This window comes from Streptomyces uncialis (genome assembly GCF_036250755.1).
Classification (GTDB): domain Bacteria; phylum Actinomycetota; class Actinomycetes; order Streptomycetales; family Streptomycetaceae; genus Streptomyces; species Streptomyces uncialis.
The window spans coordinates 3,002,635-3,022,317 of sequence record NZ_CP109583.1; the positions used below are offsets into that span (position 1 = coordinate 3,002,635).

Below are 19,683 nucleotides of genomic sequence, written 5' to 3' on the forward strand. Positions count from 1 at the left end.
GCAAGCACCCGGTCCGGCGGGCCGCCGTGCGCCGTCATCGGCAGCGGCCCGGCGGACCGTAGGCACCAGGAGGGCCGGACGGGGGCGGCCGGGCCCCGGGAACCGGCGGCGGCCGACGGGACCGCCGCCCACGACGGCTCCCGCGCCGGGTGCCGCGCCCGACCGGGGTGCAGCGGTACCCGGCGCGCGGTGGCGCTCAGCTCCGGTCGGCGGGGCGCACCACGTCCACCGTCGCGGTCCAGCCCTCCTTGGCGCGGCCCGCGGCGAGGGTCCGGTCCGCGACGGACTTGATGGCGTGCAGGACACCGGTGTCCAGGCGCCGGTGCTCGGACACCTCGACCAGGTGCTCGACGGTGGCCGCCATCATCCCGAGGTTCGCGCCGCCGCCGGGGTACTCGCCGGACGCCACCTCGGAGGCCATCTCCGCGGCGATGGGCGGCATGATCGCGGTGATGCTGTCGAAGAACGGGCCGATGGCGAGCGGGTCGGCGCCCTCCGCCTCGGCGAGGGCGAAGGCGTGCACCAGCCCGGACATGCTCGCGTAGAAGTAGTCGAGCAGCGCCAGGTCGTAGGCGGCGGCCAGACCGTACTCGGCGCCGACGTACTCGATCCGTCCGCCGAGCGCGCCGAGGGTTTCGGCGTACCGGTCGAACAGTTCGCGGGGACCGGCGTGGAAGAGCAGCGCGTGCGGGGTGCCGATGACGTCGACGGGGACCATGACGGAGCCGTCGAGGTAGTCGATGCCCCGGTCGGCGGCCCACGCGGCGGTCTCCCGGGCCCGGTCGGGGGTGTCGGCGGTCAGATTGACGAGGGTCCGGCCGGGCAGGTCGTCGGCGATCGCCTCGGTGACCGCGGTGACGGCCTTGTGGTCGAGCACGATGAGTACGACGAGCGGGCTGGCGCGGACGGCCTCGGCGGCGGTCGCGGCCTCCGTCGCGCCCTGGGCGACGAGTTCGTCGGCCCGGCCCGGGGAGCGGTTCCAGACGGTGGTCGGATGCCCGGCCCGCAGGAACGCGGCGGCGAGCGCCCGTCCCATCGCGCCGAGACCGAGCACCGTGACGGGGGTCTTGGCAGCGGCCGTGGCTCCCGTGGCGGCGGCGGTGGCGGCGGTGGCGGCGGTCGGGACGGCGGAGGTGGGGGCGTTGGATGACATCGGTAACTTCCTTCGTCGGAACGGTCGTTCGCGGTGTCTCCATCGTCGTGGGGGCCGGAAAGTCCCACAAGTACCGACTTTCTGGTGGGGTACGCACCTGTGGGTAAGGGACCCGCCGTCCAGGGGGGCCGGTCGCCGGATACGGCAAAGCCCCGGAGCCGTTCCCCTGGGGGGCGGTTCCGGGGCCGAGAAGCCGGTGTGTGGGGGGCGGCGCGTCGAGGGTCCGCGTTACGCCTTCACCGGCTCCTTCCCGCCGTCGCGCGCGTCCGCTTCGCGCTGCGCCGGCACGTCGTCGTCCCCGGACCGCTCCGGCGTACCGCCGTGGCCGTCGTCCAGCAGGGTCCGCTCGTCGAAGGGCAGTTCACCGGCGAGGACCCGGGTGACCCGCTCGCGGTCGACCTCCTTGGTCCACACCCCGATCAGCAGGGTGGCGACCGCGTTGCCCGCGAAGTTGGTGAGGGCGCGGGCCTCGCTCATGAAGCGGTCGATGCCGATGATCAGGCCGACGCCGTCGACCAGCGCGGGCTTGTGCGACTGGAGTCCGCTCGCGAGGACCGCGATCCCGGAACCGGACACCCCGGCCGCGCCCTTGGAGGCGATCATCATGAAGAGCAGCAGCCCGATCTGCTGGCCGATGCCCATCGGCTGGCCCATGGCCTCCGCGATGAACAGCGAGGCCATCGTCAGATAGATCATCGTGCCGTCGAGGTTGAACGAGTACCCGGTCGGGACGGTGATCCCGACGACCGGGCGGCTCACCCCGACGTGCTCCATCTTGGCGATGAGACGGGGCAGCGCGGACTCCGACGACGACGTCGACAGGATGAGCAGGAACTCCCGGCCCAGGTAGCGGAACAGATGCCAGATGTTGACCTTGGCGACGACCCAGGTCAGCAGGCCCAGCACCAGCGCGACGAACAGCGCGCAGGTGACGTAGAAGCCGAGCATGATCGTGGCGAGCGCCTTGAGCGCGTCCACGCCGGTCTCCCCGATCACGGCGGCGATCGCGCCGAACGCGCCCACCGGGGCCGCCCACATGATCATCGCGAGGACGCGGAACACCAGCCGCTGGATGTGCTCGACACCGCGCAGCACCGGCTCGCCGGTACGGCCCATCGCCTGGAGCGCGAAGCCCACGAGCAGTGCGACCAGCAGGGTCTGGAGGACCTCGCCCTCGGTGAACGCGGAGACCAGGGTCGCCGGGATGATCCCGAGCAGGAAGTCCACGGTCCCCTTGCTGCCCTCGGCGGCGGCGTGGCCGACCTCCTTGTCGGAGTCGGTGAGGTCCATCCCGGTGCCCGGGTCGAGGATGTTGCCGACGAGCAGACCGATGGCGAGCGCGGCGACGGACATCACCATGAAGTAGCCGAGCGCGAGACCGCCGACCTTGCCGATCTTCGCGGCCTTGCGGACCGATCCGACGCCCAGCACGATCGTGCAGAAGATGATCGGCGAGATCATCATCTTGATCAGGGCGACGAACCCGGTGCCGAGCGGCTTGAGTTCCTTGGCGAAGTCCGGCGCGGCGAAGCCGATGGTGATGCCGAGAGCCACGGCGACGATGACGGCGATGTACAGATAGTGGGTGCGGTCCCGCTTGGCGGGCGGGGCGACGGCGGTGTCGGCCACGGGTGCCTCCTCGGCAACGACGACTGGGGCGGACGGACAGGACGGCGGTCCGGCGGACGCGGGATGCCGTGAATTCCCGCGTGGCACGGAACGGGCGGGGCCGTCCCGCGTGGTGCGCTCAGTGCGTGCGGCTCACGTCCTGGCTGGCGGATCCCGGTGAATATCTCCCAGCCTGTGAGGGGGGTCACCCTTGCGTTCATTGAGTTCACGCGTCGTGGCCCGGCCGCGGGGAGCGTGCAGACTGTTGCCATGTCCCCCGCCCGCCGGTCCCGGCCCTCCGCGCCCCTCGCCCGGCTGACCCGTGTACCGCGTGTGCCCCGGCCGCGCAGTCTGGCCGCTCAGCTCTTCGCGATGCAGGTCGTCCTGGTCGCGCTCGTCGTGGTGGGCTGCGCGCTGTTCACGTACCTGAGCGACGGGCACCAGGCGGAGCAGGCGGCCAGCAGGCAGGCGGAGGCGGCGGCCCGCGCGGTGGCCGCGTCCCCCTCGGTGCGGGAGGCGGTGCTCGGCCCGGACCCGACCCGGGAGCTCCAGCCGTACGCGGCGCGGGTGCAGCGGGAGACGGGGGTCGACTTCGTGACGATCATGGATACGGCGGGTATCCGCTGGACGCACCCCGACGAGCGGCAGATCGGGGGCCCGTTCCTCGGTCACACCGGGCCCGCGCTGCGCGGGGAGACCTTCGCGGAGACGTACACCGGGACGCTGGGACCATCGATCCGTGTCGTCACCCCGGTGTACGCGAGCGCCGCGGACGGGGCGGTGACGGGTGACGGGGCGGGGGCCGGGGGCGCGGCGCCGGACGGGCCGATAGTGGCGCTGGTCAGTGCCGGGATCACCATCGAGGAGATCAGCGCGCAGGCCCGGGACCAGGTGATGGCGCTGCTCGCGGTCGCGGCGGGCGCGCTGGTGCTCGGCGGGATCGGTACGTATGTGATCAACGCGCGGCTGCGGCGGCACACCCACGGGATGAACGCGGCCGAGCTCAGCCGGATGCACGACTACCACCAGGCCGCGCTGCACGCGGTGCGCGAGGGGCTGCTGATGCTCGACGGACAGCGGAAGGTGGCCCTCCTCAACGACGGGGCGCGTGAGCTGCTCGGGGCCGGGGACGACACCGTGGGCCGTTCCGTCGCGGACCTGGGGCTGCCGCCGTCGCTGACGGGCGCGCTGCTGTCCGCCGAACCCCGGGTGGACGAGCTGCATCTGAGCGCGAGCCGGGTCCTCGTGGTGAACACCCAGCCGGTGTCCAGCGGGGGGCGGCGCGGAACGGTGGTGACACTGCGGGACCACACCGACCTCCAGTCGCTGATGGGCGAACTGGACTCGGAACGTGGGTTCACCCAGGCACTGCGCTCCCAGGCCCATGAGGCGGCGAACCGGCTGCACACGGTGGTGTCGCTGATCGAGCTGGACCGGGCCGGGGAGGCCGTCGACTTCGCGACCGCCGAGCTGGAGCTGGCGCAGGCGCTCACCGACCAGGTGGTCGCGGCGGTCGGCGAGCCGGTGCTGGCGGCGCTGCTGCTGGGGAAGGCCGCGCAGGCCAACGAGCGGGGGGTGGAACTGCTGGTGTCCCCCGACAGCCGTCTGGACGACGGGGTGCTGCCGCCGTCGCTGCCCCCACGCGACCTGGTCACCGTCCTCGGCAACCTGATCGACAACGCGATGGACGCGGCGCAGGGCACCCATCACGCCCGCGTCACGGTGACGGCCGGCGCGGGGGACGGGGTGCTGACCCTGGACGTCAGCGACACCGGGGCCGGGGTGGACCCGGCGCACACGGACGCCATCTTCGACCGCGGCTGGAGCACCAAGGCCGCGCCCGGACGGCCGGGCGGCCGGGGGCTGGGCCTCGCCCTGGTCCGCCAGACGGTGAGCCGCCACGGCGGCACCCTGACGGTCTCGGGCGCGCCCGGCGGCGGCGCCCGTTTCACGGCACGGCTGCCGTTGCGGCCACAGGGCGGGGCGGAATCAGGAGCCGTGGCGGGAGCGGGTACGGAGGTGGTCCGGTGAGCGGGATCAGGGTGCTGGTCGTCGAGGACGACCCGGTGGCCGCGGACGCGCACATGATGTACGTGGAGCGGGTGCCCGGTTTCACGGCGGTCGGCAAGGTGCACACGGCCGCGCAGGCGCGGCGGGCGCTGGAGCGGCAGGCGGTGGACCTGCTGCTGCTGGACCTCCATCTGCCGGACGGCCACGGGCTGGCGCTGGCGCGGTCGTTGCGGGCGGCGGGGCATCACGCGGACGTGATCGCGGTGACCTCGGCGCGGGACCTCGCGATCGTGCGGGAGGGGGTGTCGCTGGGGGTCGTGCAGTACGTGCTGAAGCCGTTCACGTTCGCCACGCTGCGGGACCGGCTGGTGCGGTACTCGGAGTTCCGGACGGCGGCGGGGGAGGCGAGCGGGCAGGACGAGGTGGACCGGGCGCTGGCGACGCTTCGGGCGCCCGCGCCGGCGGAGTTGCCCAAGGGGTTGAGCGGGCCGACGCTGGAGCGGGTGGTGCGGACCTTGCGGGCCGCGCCGGACGGGGTGACCGCGGCGGGGGCCGCGGAGGTGGTGGGGATCTCGCGGATCACCGCGCGGCGGTATCTGGAGCATCTCGCGGGGACGGGGCGGGCTACCCGGGCGCCGGTCTACGGGCAGATCGGGCGGCCCGAGCTGCACTACCGCTGGCGCGAGTAGTCCTCCCGGGGGGCGTGTTCCTTCGGCCGCGGGTCACTTTCGCTTGCGCTTCCCAGGTCTGTCCGGCTGGGCGTACTTGTTGCCTGTGCCGTCGCTCGTGGGTTTTGCGCAGTTCCCCGCGCCCCTTTGGGGCGCGTCCGGTCGGTTCTTGGGGTCGGTGCCGGTCGGGATTCTCCGTCCTCGCTCCAACGCGCTCGGTACGGACGTCCAGCGGAGCTACTGAAGAGCATCGGAGTCTGCGGGCAGAGATTCCCGCCCACCCCCTCCCGCAGCAGCGCGAGTCCGCGAGGTGGGGGGTGAAACACAACCTCAGGAGGCTGAGGCGCCCCCAAAGGGGCGCGGGGAACTGCGCACCCACGAACGGCCCGCACGGGAACAAGTACGTCCAGGTGTGGAACCCCAGGGGCGCGGGGAACTGCGCACCCACGAACGACCTGTGCGGGAAACAAGTACGTCCAGCCGGACAGACCTCGGAAGCGCAAGCGAAGGCGTCCCGCGGGGAACTGCGCACCCACGAACGACCCGCACAGGAACAAGTACGCCCAGCCGGACGGACCTCGGAAGCGCAAGCGAAGGCGACCCGCGGGGAACTGCGCACCCACGAACGGCCCGCACGGGAACAAGTACGTCCAGCCGGACGGACCTCGGAAGCGCGAGCGAAGGCGACCCGTTAGAAGACCGACTCCGCCTCGTCCATGCGGTCCTTCGGGACCGTTTTGAGTTCGGTGACCGCGTCGGCGAGGGGAACCATGACGACGTCCGTACCCCGCAGCGCGGTCATCTTGCCGGACTCCCCCCGGTGCGCCGCCTCCACCGCGTGCCAGCCGAAGCGCGTGGCGAGGACGCGGTCGTACGCGGTGGGCGTCCCACCCCGCTGGACATGGCCGAGGATGACCGGCTTGGCCTCTTTGCCGAGGCGCCGCTGGAGCTCGAAGGCGAGCGCGGTGCCGATGCCCTGGAAGCGCTCGTGACCGAACCGGTCGATCTCGCCCTTCTGGTAGTCCATCGACCCCTCGATCGGGTGGGCGCCCTCGGCGACACAGATCACGGCGAACTTCTTGCCGCGCGAGAAGCGTTCCTCGACCAGGGCGACCAGGTCGTCCGGGTCGAACGGGCGCTCCGGCAGACAGATGCCGTGGGCTCCCGCGGCCATCCCGGACTCCAGGGCGATCCACCCGGCGTGTCGTCCCATGACCTCGACGACCATGACCCGCTGGTGGGACTCCGCCGTGGTCTTGAGCCGGTCCATCGCCTCGGTGGCGACCCCGACGGCCGTGTCGAAGCCGAAGGTGCGGTCGGTGGAGGAGATGTCGTTGTCGATGGTCTTGGGGACCCCGACGACCGGGAGACCCGCGTCGGCGAGCATCCGCGCGGCGGTCAGCGTGCCCTCGCCGCCGATCGGGATGAGGACGTCGAAGCCGATCTCCTTGGCCAGCTGGCGGATGTTCTCGCAGGCCGCGCGGAAGCGGTCCCGCTCCAGCCGGGAGGAGCCGAGGATGGTGCCGCCGCGGGCGAGGATGCCGCTGACGGCGTTGAGGTCGAGGGGACGGTAGCGCCCGTCGAGGAGCCCGGCGTAGCCGTCCTCGAAGCCGATGACCTCGTCGCCGTGATGGGTGACGGCCCGGTGCACGACCGAACGGATCACTGCGTTCAGGCCCGGGCAGTCGCCGCCTGCGGTGAGTACTCCGATACGCATCGTGCTCTGTCTCCTGCTCGCTGCTGATCCTGATGAGCCGGTCCGATTGTTCCACGGTGGCACATCCGGCGCCGCGCCGTGTCCCCTCCCGCCACTTTGGACCGGCGGATCGCGGGCAGGCTCCCCCGTCACGGGGCGGTCGCGGTCCGGCGGGCGCTGTAACCAGCCACACAGGTATTGTCAAGAGCAGACTACGAATCACACACCGACCGCGCTGAAACGATCACAAATCGGACGCAGGCGAAAGCAGGGCGCGGCGACGAGATGGAGGGCACGCGTGACGCGCAGCGTGTACGTGACCGGGATCGACAGGGGCGACGGCCGCCAGGTCGTGGAGCTGGGGGTCATGGAGATCCTGACCCGCCAGGTCGACCGCGTGGGGGTGTTCCGTCCCCTCGTCCATGACGGTCCGGACCGGCTGTACGACCTGCTGCGTGCCCGCTACCGGCTGTCCCAGGACCCCGCGTCGGCGTACGGCATGGACTACCACGAGGCGTCCACGATCCAGGCCGAGCAGGGCACCGACGAGCTGGTGTCACGGCTGGTGGACCGGTTCCACCGGGTCGCCGAGGAGTACGAGGTGGTCCTGGTGCTCGGGACCGACTACGCGGCGACGCAGCTCCCGGACGAGCTGGCGCTGAACGCCCGGCTCGCGAACGAGTTCGGGGCGTCGGTGCTGCCGGTGGTGGGCGGCCGTGGGCAGACCGCCGAGTCGGTACGCGCGGAGGCCCGTAACGCGTACCGCGCTTACGAGGCGCTGGGCTGCGATGTGCTCGCGCTGGCGGTGAACCGGGTGGACCCGAAGGACCGTGACGTCATCCATGAGCGGCTGGAGTCCCGGCTGCCGGTGCCGTGCTGGGTGCTGCCCGACGAGCCCGCGCTGTCGGCGCCGACCGTCGCGCAGGTGACGCACGCCCTCGGTGGCACGGTCCTGCTGGGCGACGACTCGGGGCTGGCCCGGGACGCGCTGGACTTCGTGTTCGGCGGGGCGATGCTGCCGAACTTCCTGGCGGCGCTGACCCCGGGCTGTCTGGTGGTGACGCCCGGGGACCGCGCGGACCTGGTGGTGGGCTCGCTCGCCGCGCACAGTTCGGGCACCCCGCCGATAGCCGGGGTGCTGCTGACCCTCGGGGAGCGGCCGCCGGAGCAGATCCTGACGCTGGCCGCGCGGCTCGCGCCGGGCACCCCGGTCGTCTCGGTGCCGGGGAACAGCTTCCCGACGGCGGCGGAGCTGTCGGGTCTGGAGGGCAAGCTGAACGCGGCGACGCCCCGCAAGGCGGAGACCGCGCTCGGGCTGTTCGAACGGCATGTCGACACGGCGGCGCTGATGAGCCGGATCTCGGCGCCGAGCAGTACCCGGGTCACCCCGATGATGTTCGAGCACAAGCTGCTGGAGCGGGCGCGCGAGGACCGCCGGCGGGTGGTGCTGCCGGAGGGCACCGAGGAGCGGGTGCTGCGCGCGGCGGACGTGCTGCTGCGGCGCGGGGTGTGCGACCTGACGCTGCTGGGCGATGTGGAGGTGATCCGCAAGAAGGCCGCCGACCTCGGGGTGAATCTCGCGGACGCCGATCTGGTCGATCCGCAGACCTCCGAGCTGCGGGACCGTTTCGCGGCGCGGTACGCGCAGCTGCGGGCGCACAAGGGCGTCAGTGTGGAGCTGGCGTACGACGTGGTCGCGGACGTGAACTACTTCGGCACGCTGATGGTCCAGGAGGGTCTGGCGGACGGCATGGTGTCCGGTTCGGTGCACTCGACGGCGGCGACGATCCGTCCGGCGTTCGAGATCATCAAGACCAGTCCGGGCGCGAAGATCGTGTCGTCGGTGTTCTTCATGTGCCTGGCCGACAAGGTCCTCGTGTACGGCGACTGCGCGGTGAACCCGGACCCGGACGCGGAGCAGCTCGCGGACATCGCGATCCAGTCGGCGGCGACCGCCGAGCAGTTCGGGGTGGATCCCCGGATCGCGATGCTGTCGTACTCGACGGGCACCTCGGGCTCGGGCGCGGACGTCGACAAGGTCCGGGAGGCGACCGGGCTGGTCCGCTCGCTGCGGAGCGATCTGCGGGTCGAGGGACCGATCCAGTACGACGCGGCGGTGGAACCGTCGGTCGCGGCGACCAAACTGCCGGAGTCGACGGTGGCGGGCCAGGCGAGCGTGCTGATCTTCCCCGACCTGAACACCGGCAACAACACGTACAAGGCCGTGCAGCGCTCGGCGGGCGCCATCGCGGTCGGCCCGGTGCTCCAGGGGCTGCGCAAGCCGGTGAACGATCTGTCGCGCGGCGCCCTGGTCCAGGACATCGTCAACACGGTGGCCATCACCGCGATCCAGGCACAGGGCCCGGCCACCCGTCCCCCGGCACCGCCGTCGGACCCCTCCGGGACCCCCACCGTATGACCGCCCCCGGCCCCCGACCCGTCCCCCCAGCAGAAGGCACCCCACCCGTGACCGAAGCCCGTCCGCACCGCGTCCTCGTCCTGAACTCCGGCTCCTCGTCGGTGAAGTACCAGCTCCTCGACATGCGGGACGGCTCCCGTCCGGCCGGTGGGCTGGTGGAGCGGATCGGGGAGGGTTCCTCCCGGCTGGTCCACACCCCGCCGGGGGGCGGTGAGGTCCGGGAGCGGACGGAGCCGATGGCCGACCACGCGGCGGCGCTGAAGGCGGTGGCCGCCGAACTGGCCGCCGACGGGCTGGGCCTGGACTCCCCGGAGCTGGCGGCGGTCGGGCACCGGGTGGTGCACGGCGGAAAGCACTTCACCGAGCCGACGCTGATCGACGAGGCGGTCCTCGCGGAGATCGAGCGGCTGATCCCGGTGGCGCCGCTGCACAACCCGGCGAACCTGACCGGTATCCGTACCGCGCGGGAGCTGCGTCCCGATCTGCCGCAGGTCGCGGTCTTCGACACGGCGTTCCACACGACGATGCCGGAGGCGGCGGCGCGCTACGCGATCGACGTGGCGACCGCCGACGCGCACCGTATCCGCCGCTACGGCTTCCACGGCACCTCGCACGCGTATGTGTCCCGGCGGACGGCGGAGCTGCTGGGCAAGGAGCCGTCCGAGGTCAATGTGATCGTGCTGCACCTCGGCAACGGCGCCTCGGCGTCGGCGGTGCGCGGCGGCCGGTGCGTGGACACCTCGATGGGGCTGACACCGCTGGAGGGGCTGGTGATGGGCACCCGTTCGGGGGATGTCGACCCGGCGGTCGTGTTCCATCTGAAGCGCGTCGCGGGCATGGACACCGATGAGATCGACACCCTGCTGAACAAGCGGAGCGGGCTGGTCGGGCTGTGCGGCGACAACGACATGCGGGAGATCCGGCGCCGGATCGAGGAGGGTGACGAGGCGGCGCGGCTCGCGTTCGACATCTACATCCACCGGCTGAGGAAGTACATCGGCGCCTACTACGCGGTGCTGGGCCGGGTGGACGCGGTGGTGTTCACGGCGGGTGTCGGCGAGAACGCGGCGCCGGTGCGGGAGGCCGCGATCGCCGGACTGGAGGAACTGGGGCTGGTGGTGGACGGTGAGCTGAACGCGGTGCGCGGGGACGAGCCCCGGCTGATCTCGCCCGTGTACGCGCGGGTCGCGGTGGCCGTGGTCCCGACCGACGAGGAACTGGAGATCGCCACGCAGACATACGCACTGGTACGGGGCTGAGCGGGGCCCGCGCGGCCCGGTCCGCTCTCCCCGGAGATCCGCGTACGGCACGCCTGAGCGGGCATCCGCCCATTTGTATCTTCCGCCAGGCGGAATATTCCGCAGTGAAACAAACCGATAGGATTAGCGTCATGCGCCGTTCCAAGATCGTCTGTACGCTGGGCCCCGCCGTCGACTCGTTCGAGCAACTGAAGACGCTCATCGAGGCCGGGATGAACGTGGCCCGTTTCAACATGAGCCACGGAAGCCACGACGAGCACAAGGCGCGGTACGAGCGCGTCCGGCAGGCGTCCGAGGTGACCGGGAAGGCCATCGGCGTGCTCGCCGACCTCCAGGGCCCCAAGATCCGGCTGGAGACCTTCGCCGAGGGCCCCGTCGAGCTGGTGCGCGGTGACGAGTTCACCATCACCACCGAGGACGTCCCCGGCGACAAGACCATCTGCGGCACCACGTACAAGGGTCTGCCCGGCGACTGCCGTATCGGCGACGCGATCCTGATCAACGACGGCAACGTCGAGCTGCGGGTCACCGGTATCGAGGGTCCGCGGGTGCTGACGATCGTCATCGAGGGCGGTGTCATCTCCGACCACAAGGGCATCAACCTGCCCGGCGCGGCGGTGAACGTCCCGGCGCTGTCCGAGAAGGACATCGACGACCTGCGGTTCGCCCTGCGGATGGGCTGCGACCTGGTCGCCCTGTCCTTCGTCCGCGACGCGGGCGACGTGAACGACGTCCACAAGATCATGGACGAGGAGGGGCGCCGCGTCCCGGTCATCGCCAAGGTGGAGAAGCCGCAGGCGGTCGCCAACATGGAGGACGTCGTCGCGGCGTTCGACGGAGTGATGGTCGCCCGTGGTGACCTCGCCGTCGAGTACCCGCTCGAAAAGGTCCCGATGGTGCAGAAGCGGCTCATCGAGCTGTGCCGCCGCAACGCCAAGCCGGTGATCGTGGCGACCCAGATGATGGAGTCGATGATCACCAACTCCCGCCCCACCCGCGCGGAGGCCTCGGACGTCGCCAACGCGATCCTGGACGGCGCGGACGCGGTCATGCTCTCCGCGGAGTCCTCGGTCGGCGCCTATCCGATCGAGACCGTGAAGACGATGTCGAAGATCGTCATCGCCGCGGAGGAGGAGCTGATCTCCAAGGGCCTCCAGCCGCTGGTGCCCGGCAAGAAGCCCCGCACCCAGGGCGGTTCGGTGGCACGTGCCGCCTGCGAGATCGCGGACTTCCTCGGCGCCAAGGGCCTGATCGCCTTCACCCAGTCCGGTGACACCGCCCGGCGGCTGTCGCGCTACCGCGCGGCCCAGCCGATCCTGGCCTTCACCACCGACGAGAACACCCGCAACCAGCTCACCCTGAGCTGGGGCGTCGACGCGTACATCGTGCCGCACGTGGGCACCACCGACGAGATGGTCGGCCTGGTCGACGGCGAGGTCGTGAAGCTCAAGCGGTTCCACGACGGCGACAGCGTCGTGATCACCGCCGGTTCGCCTCCCGGGGTCCCCGGCACCACCAACATGGTCCGGGTCCACCACCTGGGCAACGGCGAGCGCGACTGAGCACCGCCCGCCACAAACGCCGAGGGCGCCCCCCGTACGAAGGGGGGCGCCCTCGGCGCTTCCCGTGCCCGGCCGGGCGGTCAGCCGGCCGGGTCAGCCGGGTCAGCCGGGTCAGCCGGTGACCGACTGATGGAGCTGCGGGATCGTCAGGTCCCCGCCGAACTGCCCGGCCTGGACGATCCGGACCTGGGTGAAGTAGGCGACCGGGATGTTCAGCGGCGGCGGGTGCTCCGGGTCGAACACCACCGGGATCAGCCCGAAGAGATTGCCTTCGAGCCGTTCCGTGTACATCGTGACCGTCCCGCCCCTGATCGTGGAGATCGTGCCCCGGCCCGCCTGCACGTGGTACTTCCGGCCGCCCGGGGCGTCCACGATCTGATGCAGGTCCCCGATGTCGACACCGTCGGCGGAGACGAACTTCAGGGCCTGCTTGGTACGGCCGTTCGGCATCGTCAGATTCACCACGCCCTGGTAGTCCAGGCCCTTGAGCAGCAGCGAACTGGCTTCCAGATGCCAGGGCTGGTTGGGGATCATGGCCGGTGGACGCTCGGCGTCCCCCGCGACCTTCCGCTCGACGACACAGGGGAAGGGCACCTTGCCGTCCGCGTCCGGCGCCATCGGATCGGCGGCCGACGGGGACTTCGTGGGCCCGGGGGTGGGCGTGGCTCCTGGGGTACCGGTGGGGGTGGGCGTGGGCGTCGCGCCGGGAGTGCCGGACGGGGTGGCGGGGGTGGGCGTGGCGGCGCCGGTGGGCTCGTCCGGCTGCGCAGGTCCGTCCGGCGCGTCCGGCGCGGTGGTCCCGGCGGACCCGGCCGGTCCGGTGGGCGTCGCGGGATCGCCGGTGCCCGGGGTGCCGGACTCCTCGTCGTCGGCGTCGGGCTGCTCGCCCTCGTCACCGCCGTCGCCGTCGTCGTCCCGCTCGCGCTCCGGTGTCCCGGTGCCGTGACCGCCGGGGGTCCGGGTCGGCGTGGGGGTGGCCGACCCGGTGATGGCGGGCACGCGGGGCCGCAGCGGTGAGAGAAGGTCCTCGACGGCCCGGCCGACGCCGAGCGGGTCCAGCGGATTCAGCCGGTCCAGCGGATGCGACGGCAGCCGGGTACGGGCGGGGGCGGGGGTCGGCGAGGTCCGGGTGACGGGCTCCCGGGCCCGGGCGGAGGGGGTCGGCGCGGAGGAGGTCGGCGCGGGTCCGGGGCCGGGTCCTGAGCCACGGTCGCGGTCGCGGTCCGAGTCCGGGTCCTCGTCGGCGTCCCGGTCCCGGTCGCCGGTGGGCGAGGGCGCCGGTGCGGGTTCCGGGCGGCCCGGGGTGCGTACGGCGTCCGGGCCCCGGGCTTCCGTGGTCCCGCCCGTCGGCTTCCCGGCCTCCGGTCTCCCGCTCGCCGGCTTCCCGGCCCGCGAGCCGTCACCGTCGCGCGCGTCCGGGCTCCGGGCGGCCGGGGCGTCGGTGGCCGGGTCCGGGGTCGGCGTGGCGGCCGCGCCGGACGGCTCGCCGGATTCCGTGCCGGATTTCCCACCGGACTTCCCACCGGCCTCCGCGCCGGGCTTCTCCTCGGCCTCCGTGGCGGACTTCCCGGCCGGGACGGTGTCCGGCGCGGTGACGCACGGGCCGTCCTGGAACGGGTTGTCCGGCACCACGGGCCTGGCCTGGGCGAGCGTGGGGGTCAGCCCCATGCCCATCAGGACGGCGGTCGGCATCGCGGCGATGGCTATCGCCTTCCCGGCGGGCATGTGCAGCCGGGTCAGCAGCGGTTTGCGGGGAGCGGCGTGCCGGGGCGCGTTCCGGCCGCGGGGCCGGGGCGCGCCGGACGCGGCGGTCTCCTCCTCAGTCGACACGCTGCCTCCCGTCCGTCCCGGCGGCGGGGACCGGGGCGCCGGGGGCCCAGGCGATGGCCAGCGCGCCGCCGACCAGGGCGAGCGCGTAACCCGCCACCAGGCCGCCGAAGTTGGAGACGACCAGCGAGACCAGGGCGAGCAGGATGGCGGCCACCCCCGCGAAGATCCGCGAGTGCTTCTGGAACCACATCGTCAGTCCGAGCACGACCAGCAGCACGCCGATGATCAGCGATCCGGCACCGGCGGTGGTCGCCATCCGGATCGTCATCGTGCCGAGCGTGAGGTTCGCGTACGGGAAGTACATGATGGGGAAACCGCCCAGCAGGGTCAGCACCCCGGCCCAGAACGGGCGGGTACCGCGCCAGTGCCGGAAGGACCGCCGCCAGACGACCGCCCGGTCGGCCAGCCTGTCGCTCAACCCTCCGTGCGCTTGGGCACTCATGTCGTACAGCTCCTCGGGTGTCGCGTCTGCTTCTCGGTTCGGCGGTGCGTACGGGAGCGGGGGCGGCCGGGCGTGGTCGTGGCGCCCGGGACCGCCGCCGCGTCCGGCCGTGTCCCGGGCCCGGTCGCGGGTGCCCGGCACGGCCCCCTCGGGGGAACCGTACGAGCGGTCCGGGACACCTCGGGCCGGACCCCGGATCACGGCGGTGTGCTCAGTAGCACTCGTTCTTGCCCCTCTGGACCTTCATCGCGAGGCCGGACAGCTGGAACGTACCGGCCGAGGTCGCCCAGGCACGCTGCTTCACATCGGTGAAGACCACCGAATCGGCCTGCTGGGCAAAGGAGTCGGGGACGTAGTCGTCCCCCGCCGAGGGGCCGGGGCCCTTCGACGTCTCGTCGATCGAGACCCCGATGTCGATCTCGGTGAAGGTCGCGTTGGCCTGGAGGTCGTCGGCGTCGATGTACAGCTTGTTCGCCTTGACCTTCGGGTCACCGGGGCGGCCCGCGGTGAGCTTCATCGACACATCGCCGAAGATCGGCACCGGGATCACCACCGACTGGCACAGATCGGTGATCGTCGCGTCCTCCAGCCCGATCACCGTGACGGGATGCTTCCCCGAACCACTGACGTCCATCGCGCCGTAGTTCACGAACCCCTGTCCGTCGAGCCGGTCGGCCGTCACCTTGAACTGCTGGCCCGACACACTGAACGATGCCGCCAGCGCACCCTGCGAGAGTGCGACACCTATCGCGGCGGTCGCCGCGACGCTCGGCACCATGACCACGGCGAACCGTGTCCATCTGGTACCGCCACGAGCCACGGACTCCATGACTTTCCTCCTTCTCGGACGTACATCTCCGGCCCTGGTCGGCCGCGTTCGGCGGCCCGGCCGGGCAGGGATGGGAGAAGTGCGGCGTCGTCGGCGGGAAGAGCGCCCGCCCTCGGTGACGCGCACGCGCCCGAATCACCGGCGTTCACCCCCGAGCGACAGCCACCGGTCGCGTCCGACGGGTCGGACGCGACATGCGGACAGGCTCCGCCGGTCGGCGAAGACCCCCCTGTCCCGGACCGGTGCCCTTGTCACCGGCCGCCCGGTGGGGACCCAGGGTCCCAAGGGCCCGGACTGGCTGCCGGGTGGAGAGGGAATGGACCGAGCGTGGCCGATCGTGGTGTATTACGGCCGCTGGCACAAGGGGCTTCACTACTCGCCGGTAACGAACCGGCCACCACCCCGCGACCGACAGACACCACACGGACACAACGAGTGAGCGGACACAAGTCGGCACATCCGGTCATCGGGGATGAATCGTGACGGACCGCCGACCATGACTTACTTGCAGTAACAGTAGCCGGTTCGACCAAGAGTAGGTAAAGAACGAGGGGGCGGCGCACGCCGCCCCCTCAAGTTTCACAAGACCTTCACGCGAATACGGCGGGTGGCGGCCGACCGCGCATGTCCCGCCCGGCGAACGGGAGTTCGCCGGGCGGACGGACGGGAACGCGCCCGGCGGACGGACCGCGCGCCGGGCGGTCCGGCACGGGCCGGGCGCACGGGATCAGAACAGGGCGCGCGCCAGCGCCTTGCGCGCGGCGCCCACCCGCGGGTCGTCGGCCCCGATGACGTCGAAGAGCTGGATCAGCCGTACGCGTACGGCCTCCCGGTCGTCCCCCGCGGTGCGGCGCACGGCGTCGACGAGCCGCCCGAAGGCGTCCTCGACATGCCCGCCGACCAGATCGAGGTCGGCCGCGGCGATCTGCGCCCCGGCGTCGCCCGGACGGTCGGCGGCGTCGCGGCGGACCTGCTGCGGGTCGGCCCCCTCCACCCGCTGGAGCAACTCGGCCTGCGCGAGACCGAGTTTGGCCTCGGGGTGCTGCGGGTCGTCGGTGAGGACATTGCGGTACGCCTGGACCGCGCCGCCCAGGTCACCGGAGTCCAGCGCGAGCGACGCGGCTTCGAGGAGCGCGTCGTACGGCCCCACAGGGGCGGCGGCCTGCGGCTCGGGCGCCCCTTGCGCGTCGGCGTCGACGGTCAGGCCCGTCAGACCGAAGCGCTCCTCCGCGACCTGGATCAGCTGGTCGAGCGTCTGCCGGATCTGCTCCTCCGGGGCGGCGCCCTGGAACAGCGGCAGCGCCTGTCCGGCGACCACGGCGAAGACCGCCGGGATGCCCTGGACACCGAACTGCTGCATCAGCATCTGATTGGCTTCGACGTCGATCTTCGCGAGGACGAACCGGCCGTTGTACTCGACGGCGAGGCGTTCGAGCAGCGGGCTGAGCTGCTTGCACGGCTCGCACCACTCGGCCCAGAAGTCGATGACGACGGGTACCTCGGCGGAGCGCTGGAGGACATCGTTCTCGAACCCGGCCTCATCGGCGTCGATCACGAGGCTGGACGGGGAGACGGCCCCGCCACCGCCCTGCCGGGCCGCTTCGGCGCGGGTCTGCTCGGCCTTCGCCTTGGCTTCCTGGGCGGCCTTCACCGCGGCGAGGTCGACGACCCCGCTCATGGACATGTTCCGTGGCTGCATGGGTACATCCTCCCCCCTCGGCGGAGCACGGCGAAAAGCGGTGCGCCGGTACGCGGGGTACGGGGGTCCGGGCGCCCCGGCACCGCCCGCCGGAAGGCCGCCGTCCGGTCCCGCCGGGCGGGGGTGAGGGGCCGCCGGCGCTTTGACATCCGGCGCTCGGCGAAGCTCGGCGCGGGTGGTCGGCGGGGCTTGGCGCGGGCGGTCGGCGGCGCTCGGCCCGAGCGGTTGGCGGGGCTTGGCGCGGGCGGTCGGCGGGGCCAGGGGTGGGTGGTCGGCGGGGCCAGGGGTGGGCGGTCGGCGTTCGGCGCGGGTGGTCGGCGGCGTTCGGCTCGGCCGGTCCACGGCTCGGGCGGCGGCCGGAGGGTCAGCGGCCGGACGGGCCGTCCGGCCGTCCGGGGCCGGGGTCCAGGGCGGCGCGCAGCTCCGTCAGCACGGCCTCGAACTCCTGGAGCAGTTCCGGCGGACGGCTTGCCAGCACGGCGTCCTGGCGGGCGTTGGCGGCGGCGAAGAACGCGGTGGCCAGCTCCTTGACGCGGGCGCTGCTGCGCAGGGTGACGACCCGCCGGTCGGCCCGCTCCCGGGTACGGGTCACGTACCCGGCCTCCTCCAGCCGGTTGAGCAGCGCGGTCATGGCCCCCGAGGACAGCGCGACCCGCCGTCCCAGCAGCGCCGGGGACAGTGGCTCACCGGCCGCCTCGGCGGTGCTGATCTCCAGCAGGGCGAAGGCGTCGGTGGAGTGCACGCCCAGGTCCGCGGCGAAGCGTCGGCCCAGTTCCGTGAAGGCCGCCCCGTACGACCTGAGCTCCTCGGCCAGCCGTTCGCGCCGGGCGGCGACCTCGCCGGGCCCCGTTCCGTCCACTTCGCCCTCCGGTCCTGCGCCGTCCCTGGCGGTGCGCCCGGACGGCACGCGTCGACAGCCTGCCGGGGAGCACCTTACTTCGCGCATGGAATCACTCCACCATGGAGCTACTTCACCGTAAAGGTATATGGTCCGGAGGCGGAGCGCGCGGGACCGACCACCCCGTGCGCTCCGTCCCGACCCCCGACCCCCTTGGAGTCCTGGTGCTGAACGCCCCGCACGCCCCCGGTGCCGACCTGTTCGCGGCGACCGTCCGCGGCCTCGACGAACCCGACCCGGTGCACGCGGCGCTGCGGGCGGCGGGGCCGCTCGTCCAGGTGGACGCCCCTGCCGGGGGGCGGGTGTGGATCGTGACCGAGGAGGCCCTGGCCCGTGAGGTGCTGGCCCATCCCCTGATCGCCAAGGACCCCGCGTACGCGCCCGCCGACTGGGACCGGTACGCCGCCGGACTCGAACCGACCGCCGCCGAGCAGCCGTCCCTCACCACGCTCGACGGCCCCGCCCACGCGGCGCTGCGCCGCGCGCACGCGCCGCTGTTCAGCGCGCGGCGGATACGGGAGCGGTCGGACCGGGTGCACGCCGTCGCGCGGAGCCTGCTCGGTGAGCAGGCCGCCCGGGGGACGACGGTCGATCTGATGGCCGACTTCACGACCCGCTATCCGCTGACCGTGCTGCTGGACCTGCTCGGCATCCCCCTCCACCATGTCGACGGGGCCGCCGACGCGTGCCGGCGGATGCTGAGCTACGACGCGCGGGAGCAGGGCGGGGCCATGGCCGACCTCGCCCGGATCGCCTCGGCCGGGCTGGACGGGGACGAGCCGGGTCTCGCGGCGGCGCTACGGGACCGGCTGCCCGCGGACGCGCCCCGGGACGAGGTCGGGTACCACCTGTTCGCGCTGGTCTTCGCGGGTCAGCTCACCACGGACGCGGCGCTGGGGATGGTCGTCGCACGGGCCCTCGCGGGTGCCGGGGCGCCGGACGGCGGCGCGTCCGGTCCCGGGACACCGGTGGAGGAACTGGTCCGGGAGACGCTGGGACAGCATCCGCCCGCGCCGCTCACCCTGTGGCGGTTCACGACGGGGCCGGTCGAGCTGGCCGGTACGGTGCTTCCCGCGCGGGCGCCGGTGCTGGTGGACATCCAGGGGATCAACGCGGGGTCCTCGCGGGGCGGGGCGGATCTGACGTTCGGGGCGGGGCCGCACTTCTGTATCGGCGCGCAGCTGGCGCAGTTGGAGCTGCGGGCGGTGGTGCGGGTGCTGCGGGAGGATTTTCCCGGGGCGCGGCTCGCGGTGCCGTTCGGGGACCTCCGCCAGGGCCGGATCGGCGGCCTCCTCGGCAGCCGCGTCACCGCCCTCCCCGTCACCTTCACCTGACGGGTCTCCCCCGGGGTTCTCGCGCCCCCGGGTCCCCGCCGGCCCCCTTGTCCCCGCGCGGTCCCCACGGAGTGCCCCAGCCCCCCACCGCCGGCCCGCCCACGCCGGTACGGGCCGGACCGAGCCGCCCCAGGTCCCGACCCGTCACCGCCCACGCCGGTACGGGCCGGACGGGGGCCCCAGGTCCCGACCCGTCACCGCCTCACGCCCGCACAGCCCGGACGGGGGTGCGCAGTTCCCCGCGCCCCTTTTCCTGTGCCCGCGCAGCCCTTCCCC

General features: G+C 72.7%; 14 protein-coding genes. 6 read left to right on the forward strand and 8 right to left on the reverse strand.

Features of this window, described 5'->3' with window-relative positions:
• Window positions 1–196: 196 nt before the first annotated feature.
• A complete protein-coding gene (locus OG711_RS12135) occupies window positions 197–1,153 on the reverse strand; it encodes an NAD(P)-dependent oxidoreductase (RefSeq protein WP_266507924.1) in 957 nt (318 codons plus the stop codon).
• 228 nt (window positions 1,154–1,381) lie between these two features.
• Window positions 1,382–2,782, reverse strand: a complete 1,401-nt coding sequence (locus OG711_RS12140) for a cation:dicarboxylate symporter family transporter (RefSeq protein WP_073785075.1) — start codon at window positions 2,780–2,782, stop codon at window positions 1,382–1,384.
• Between the two features lie 249 nt (window positions 2,783–3,031).
• Here OG711_RS12140 and OG711_RS12145 point away from each other — a divergent pair, with 249 nt between their 5' ends.
• Window positions 3,032–4,792, forward strand: a complete 1,761-nt coding sequence (locus OG711_RS12145) for a sensor histidine kinase (protein WP_329559244.1) — start codon at window positions 3,032–3,034, stop codon at window positions 4,790–4,792.
• A 53-nt stretch (window positions 4,793–4,845) separates the two neighbouring features.
• Window positions 4,846–5,460, forward strand: a complete 615-nt coding sequence (locus OG711_RS12150; protein WP_399505461.1) for a response regulator — start codon at window positions 4,846–4,848, stop codon at window positions 5,458–5,460.
• Window positions 5,461–6,130: 670 nt separating this feature from the next.
• Here the strand turns inward: OG711_RS12150 and OG711_RS12155 are convergent.
• Window positions 6,131–7,156 (reverse strand): 6-phosphofructokinase, encoded by a 1,026-nt coding sequence (locus tag OG711_RS12155; RefSeq protein WP_073785070.1) that lies wholly within the window; start codon window positions 7,154–7,156, stop codon window positions 6,131–6,133.
• A 277-nt stretch (window positions 7,157–7,433) separates the two neighbouring features.
• Between OG711_RS12155 and pta the strand changes: the two genes are divergently transcribed.
• From pta to pyk, 3 genes are all read left to right on the forward strand, one after another.
• Window positions 7,434–9,554, forward strand: coding sequence for a phosphate acetyltransferase (gene pta, locus OG711_RS12160; protein WP_073785068.1), 2,121 nt, complete (start codon window positions 7,434–7,436; stop codon window positions 9,552–9,554).
• A gap of 47 nt (window positions 9,555–9,601) precedes the next feature.
• Window positions 9,602–10,813 carry an acetate kinase gene (locus OG711_RS12165; protein ID WP_329559245.1) on the forward strand — a complete coding sequence of 404 codons (1,212 nt, stop codon included), beginning with the start codon at window positions 9,602–9,604 and terminating at the stop codon, window positions 10,811–10,813.
• A 131-nt stretch (window positions 10,814–10,944) separates the two neighbouring features.
• Window positions 10,945–12,375: a pyruvate kinase gene (pyk, locus tag OG711_RS12170; RefSeq protein ID WP_073785064.1), complete on the forward strand. Its 1,431-nt coding sequence runs from the start codon at window positions 10,945–10,947 to the stop codon at window positions 12,373–12,375.
• A 111-nt stretch (window positions 12,376–12,486) separates the two neighbouring features.
• On the opposite strand, the gene OG711_RS12175 is transcribed toward pyk, so the two are convergent.
• From OG711_RS12175 to OG711_RS12195, 5 genes are all read right to left on the reverse strand, one after another.
• Entirely contained in the window at window positions 12,487–14,205 is a 1,719-nt protein-coding gene (locus tag OG711_RS12175) for a hypothetical protein (protein WP_329559246.1), read from the reverse strand.
• Window positions 14,195–14,647 carry a DUF6114 domain-containing protein gene (locus tag OG711_RS12180; protein ID WP_237542233.1) on the reverse strand — a complete coding sequence of 151 codons (453 nt, stop codon included), beginning with the start codon at window positions 14,645–14,647 and terminating at the stop codon, window positions 14,195–14,197. The genes OG711_RS12175 and OG711_RS12180 overlap by 11 nt, the downstream gene beginning before the upstream one ends.
• Before the next feature lie 211 nt (window positions 14,648–14,858).
• Entirely contained in the window at window positions 14,859–15,476 is a 618-nt protein-coding gene (locus OG711_RS12185) for a DUF6230 family protein (protein ID WP_073785062.1), read from the reverse strand.
• Window positions 15,477–16,203: 727 nt separating this feature from the next.
• Window positions 16,204–17,175: a tetratricopeptide repeat protein gene (locus tag OG711_RS12190; RefSeq protein ID WP_266507928.1), complete on the reverse strand. Its 972-nt coding sequence runs from the start codon at window positions 17,173–17,175 to the stop codon at window positions 16,204–16,206.
• A 364-nt stretch (window positions 17,176–17,539) separates the two neighbouring features.
• Entirely contained in the window at window positions 17,540–18,034 is a 495-nt protein-coding gene (locus tag OG711_RS12195) for a MarR family winged helix-turn-helix transcriptional regulator (RefSeq protein WP_329559247.1), read from the reverse strand.
• Window positions 18,035–18,237: 203 nt separating this feature from the next.
• Between OG711_RS12195 and OG711_RS12200 the strand changes: the two genes are divergently transcribed.
• Complete coding sequence (locus OG711_RS12200) at window positions 18,238–19,407, forward strand: cytochrome P450 family protein (RefSeq protein ID WP_329559248.1); 1,170 nt, start codon at window positions 18,238–18,240, stop codon at window positions 19,405–19,407.
• Window positions 19,408–19,683 lie beyond the last annotated feature (276 nt).

Bases quoted from the DNA above. Each gene is read 5' to 3' on its own strand.
- OG711_RS12180 (WP_237542233.1), bottom strand. From the start codon at position 14,647: ATGAGTGCCCAAGCGCACGGAGGGTTGAGCGACAGGCTGGCCGACCGG.
- OG711_RS12190 (WP_266507928.1), bottom strand. From the start codon at position 17,175: ATGCAGCCACGGAACATGTCCATGAGCGGGGTCGTCGACCTCGCCGCG.
- OG711_RS12145 (WP_329559244.1), top strand. From the start codon at position 3,032: ATGTCCCCCGCCCGCCGGTCCCGGCCCTCCGCGCCCCTCGCCCGGCTG.
- OG711_RS12135 (WP_266507924.1), bottom strand. From the start codon at position 1,153: ATGTCATCCAACGCCCCCACCTCCGCCGTCCCGACCGCCGCCACCGCC.
- pyk (WP_073785064.1), top strand. From the start codon at position 10,945: ATGCGCCGTTCCAAGATCGTCTGTACGCTGGGCCCCGCCGTCGACTCG.
- OG711_RS12155 (WP_073785070.1), bottom strand. From the start codon at position 7,156: ATGCGTATCGGAGTACTCACCGCAGGCGGCGACTGCCCGGGCCTGAAC.
- OG711_RS12150 (WP_399505461.1), top strand. From the start codon at position 4,846: ATGATGTACGTGGAGCGGGTGCCCGGTTTCACGGCGGTCGGCAAGGTG.
- OG711_RS12185 (WP_073785062.1), bottom strand. From the start codon at position 15,476: ATGGAGTCCGTGGCTCGTGGCGGTACCAGATGGACACGGTTCGCCGTG.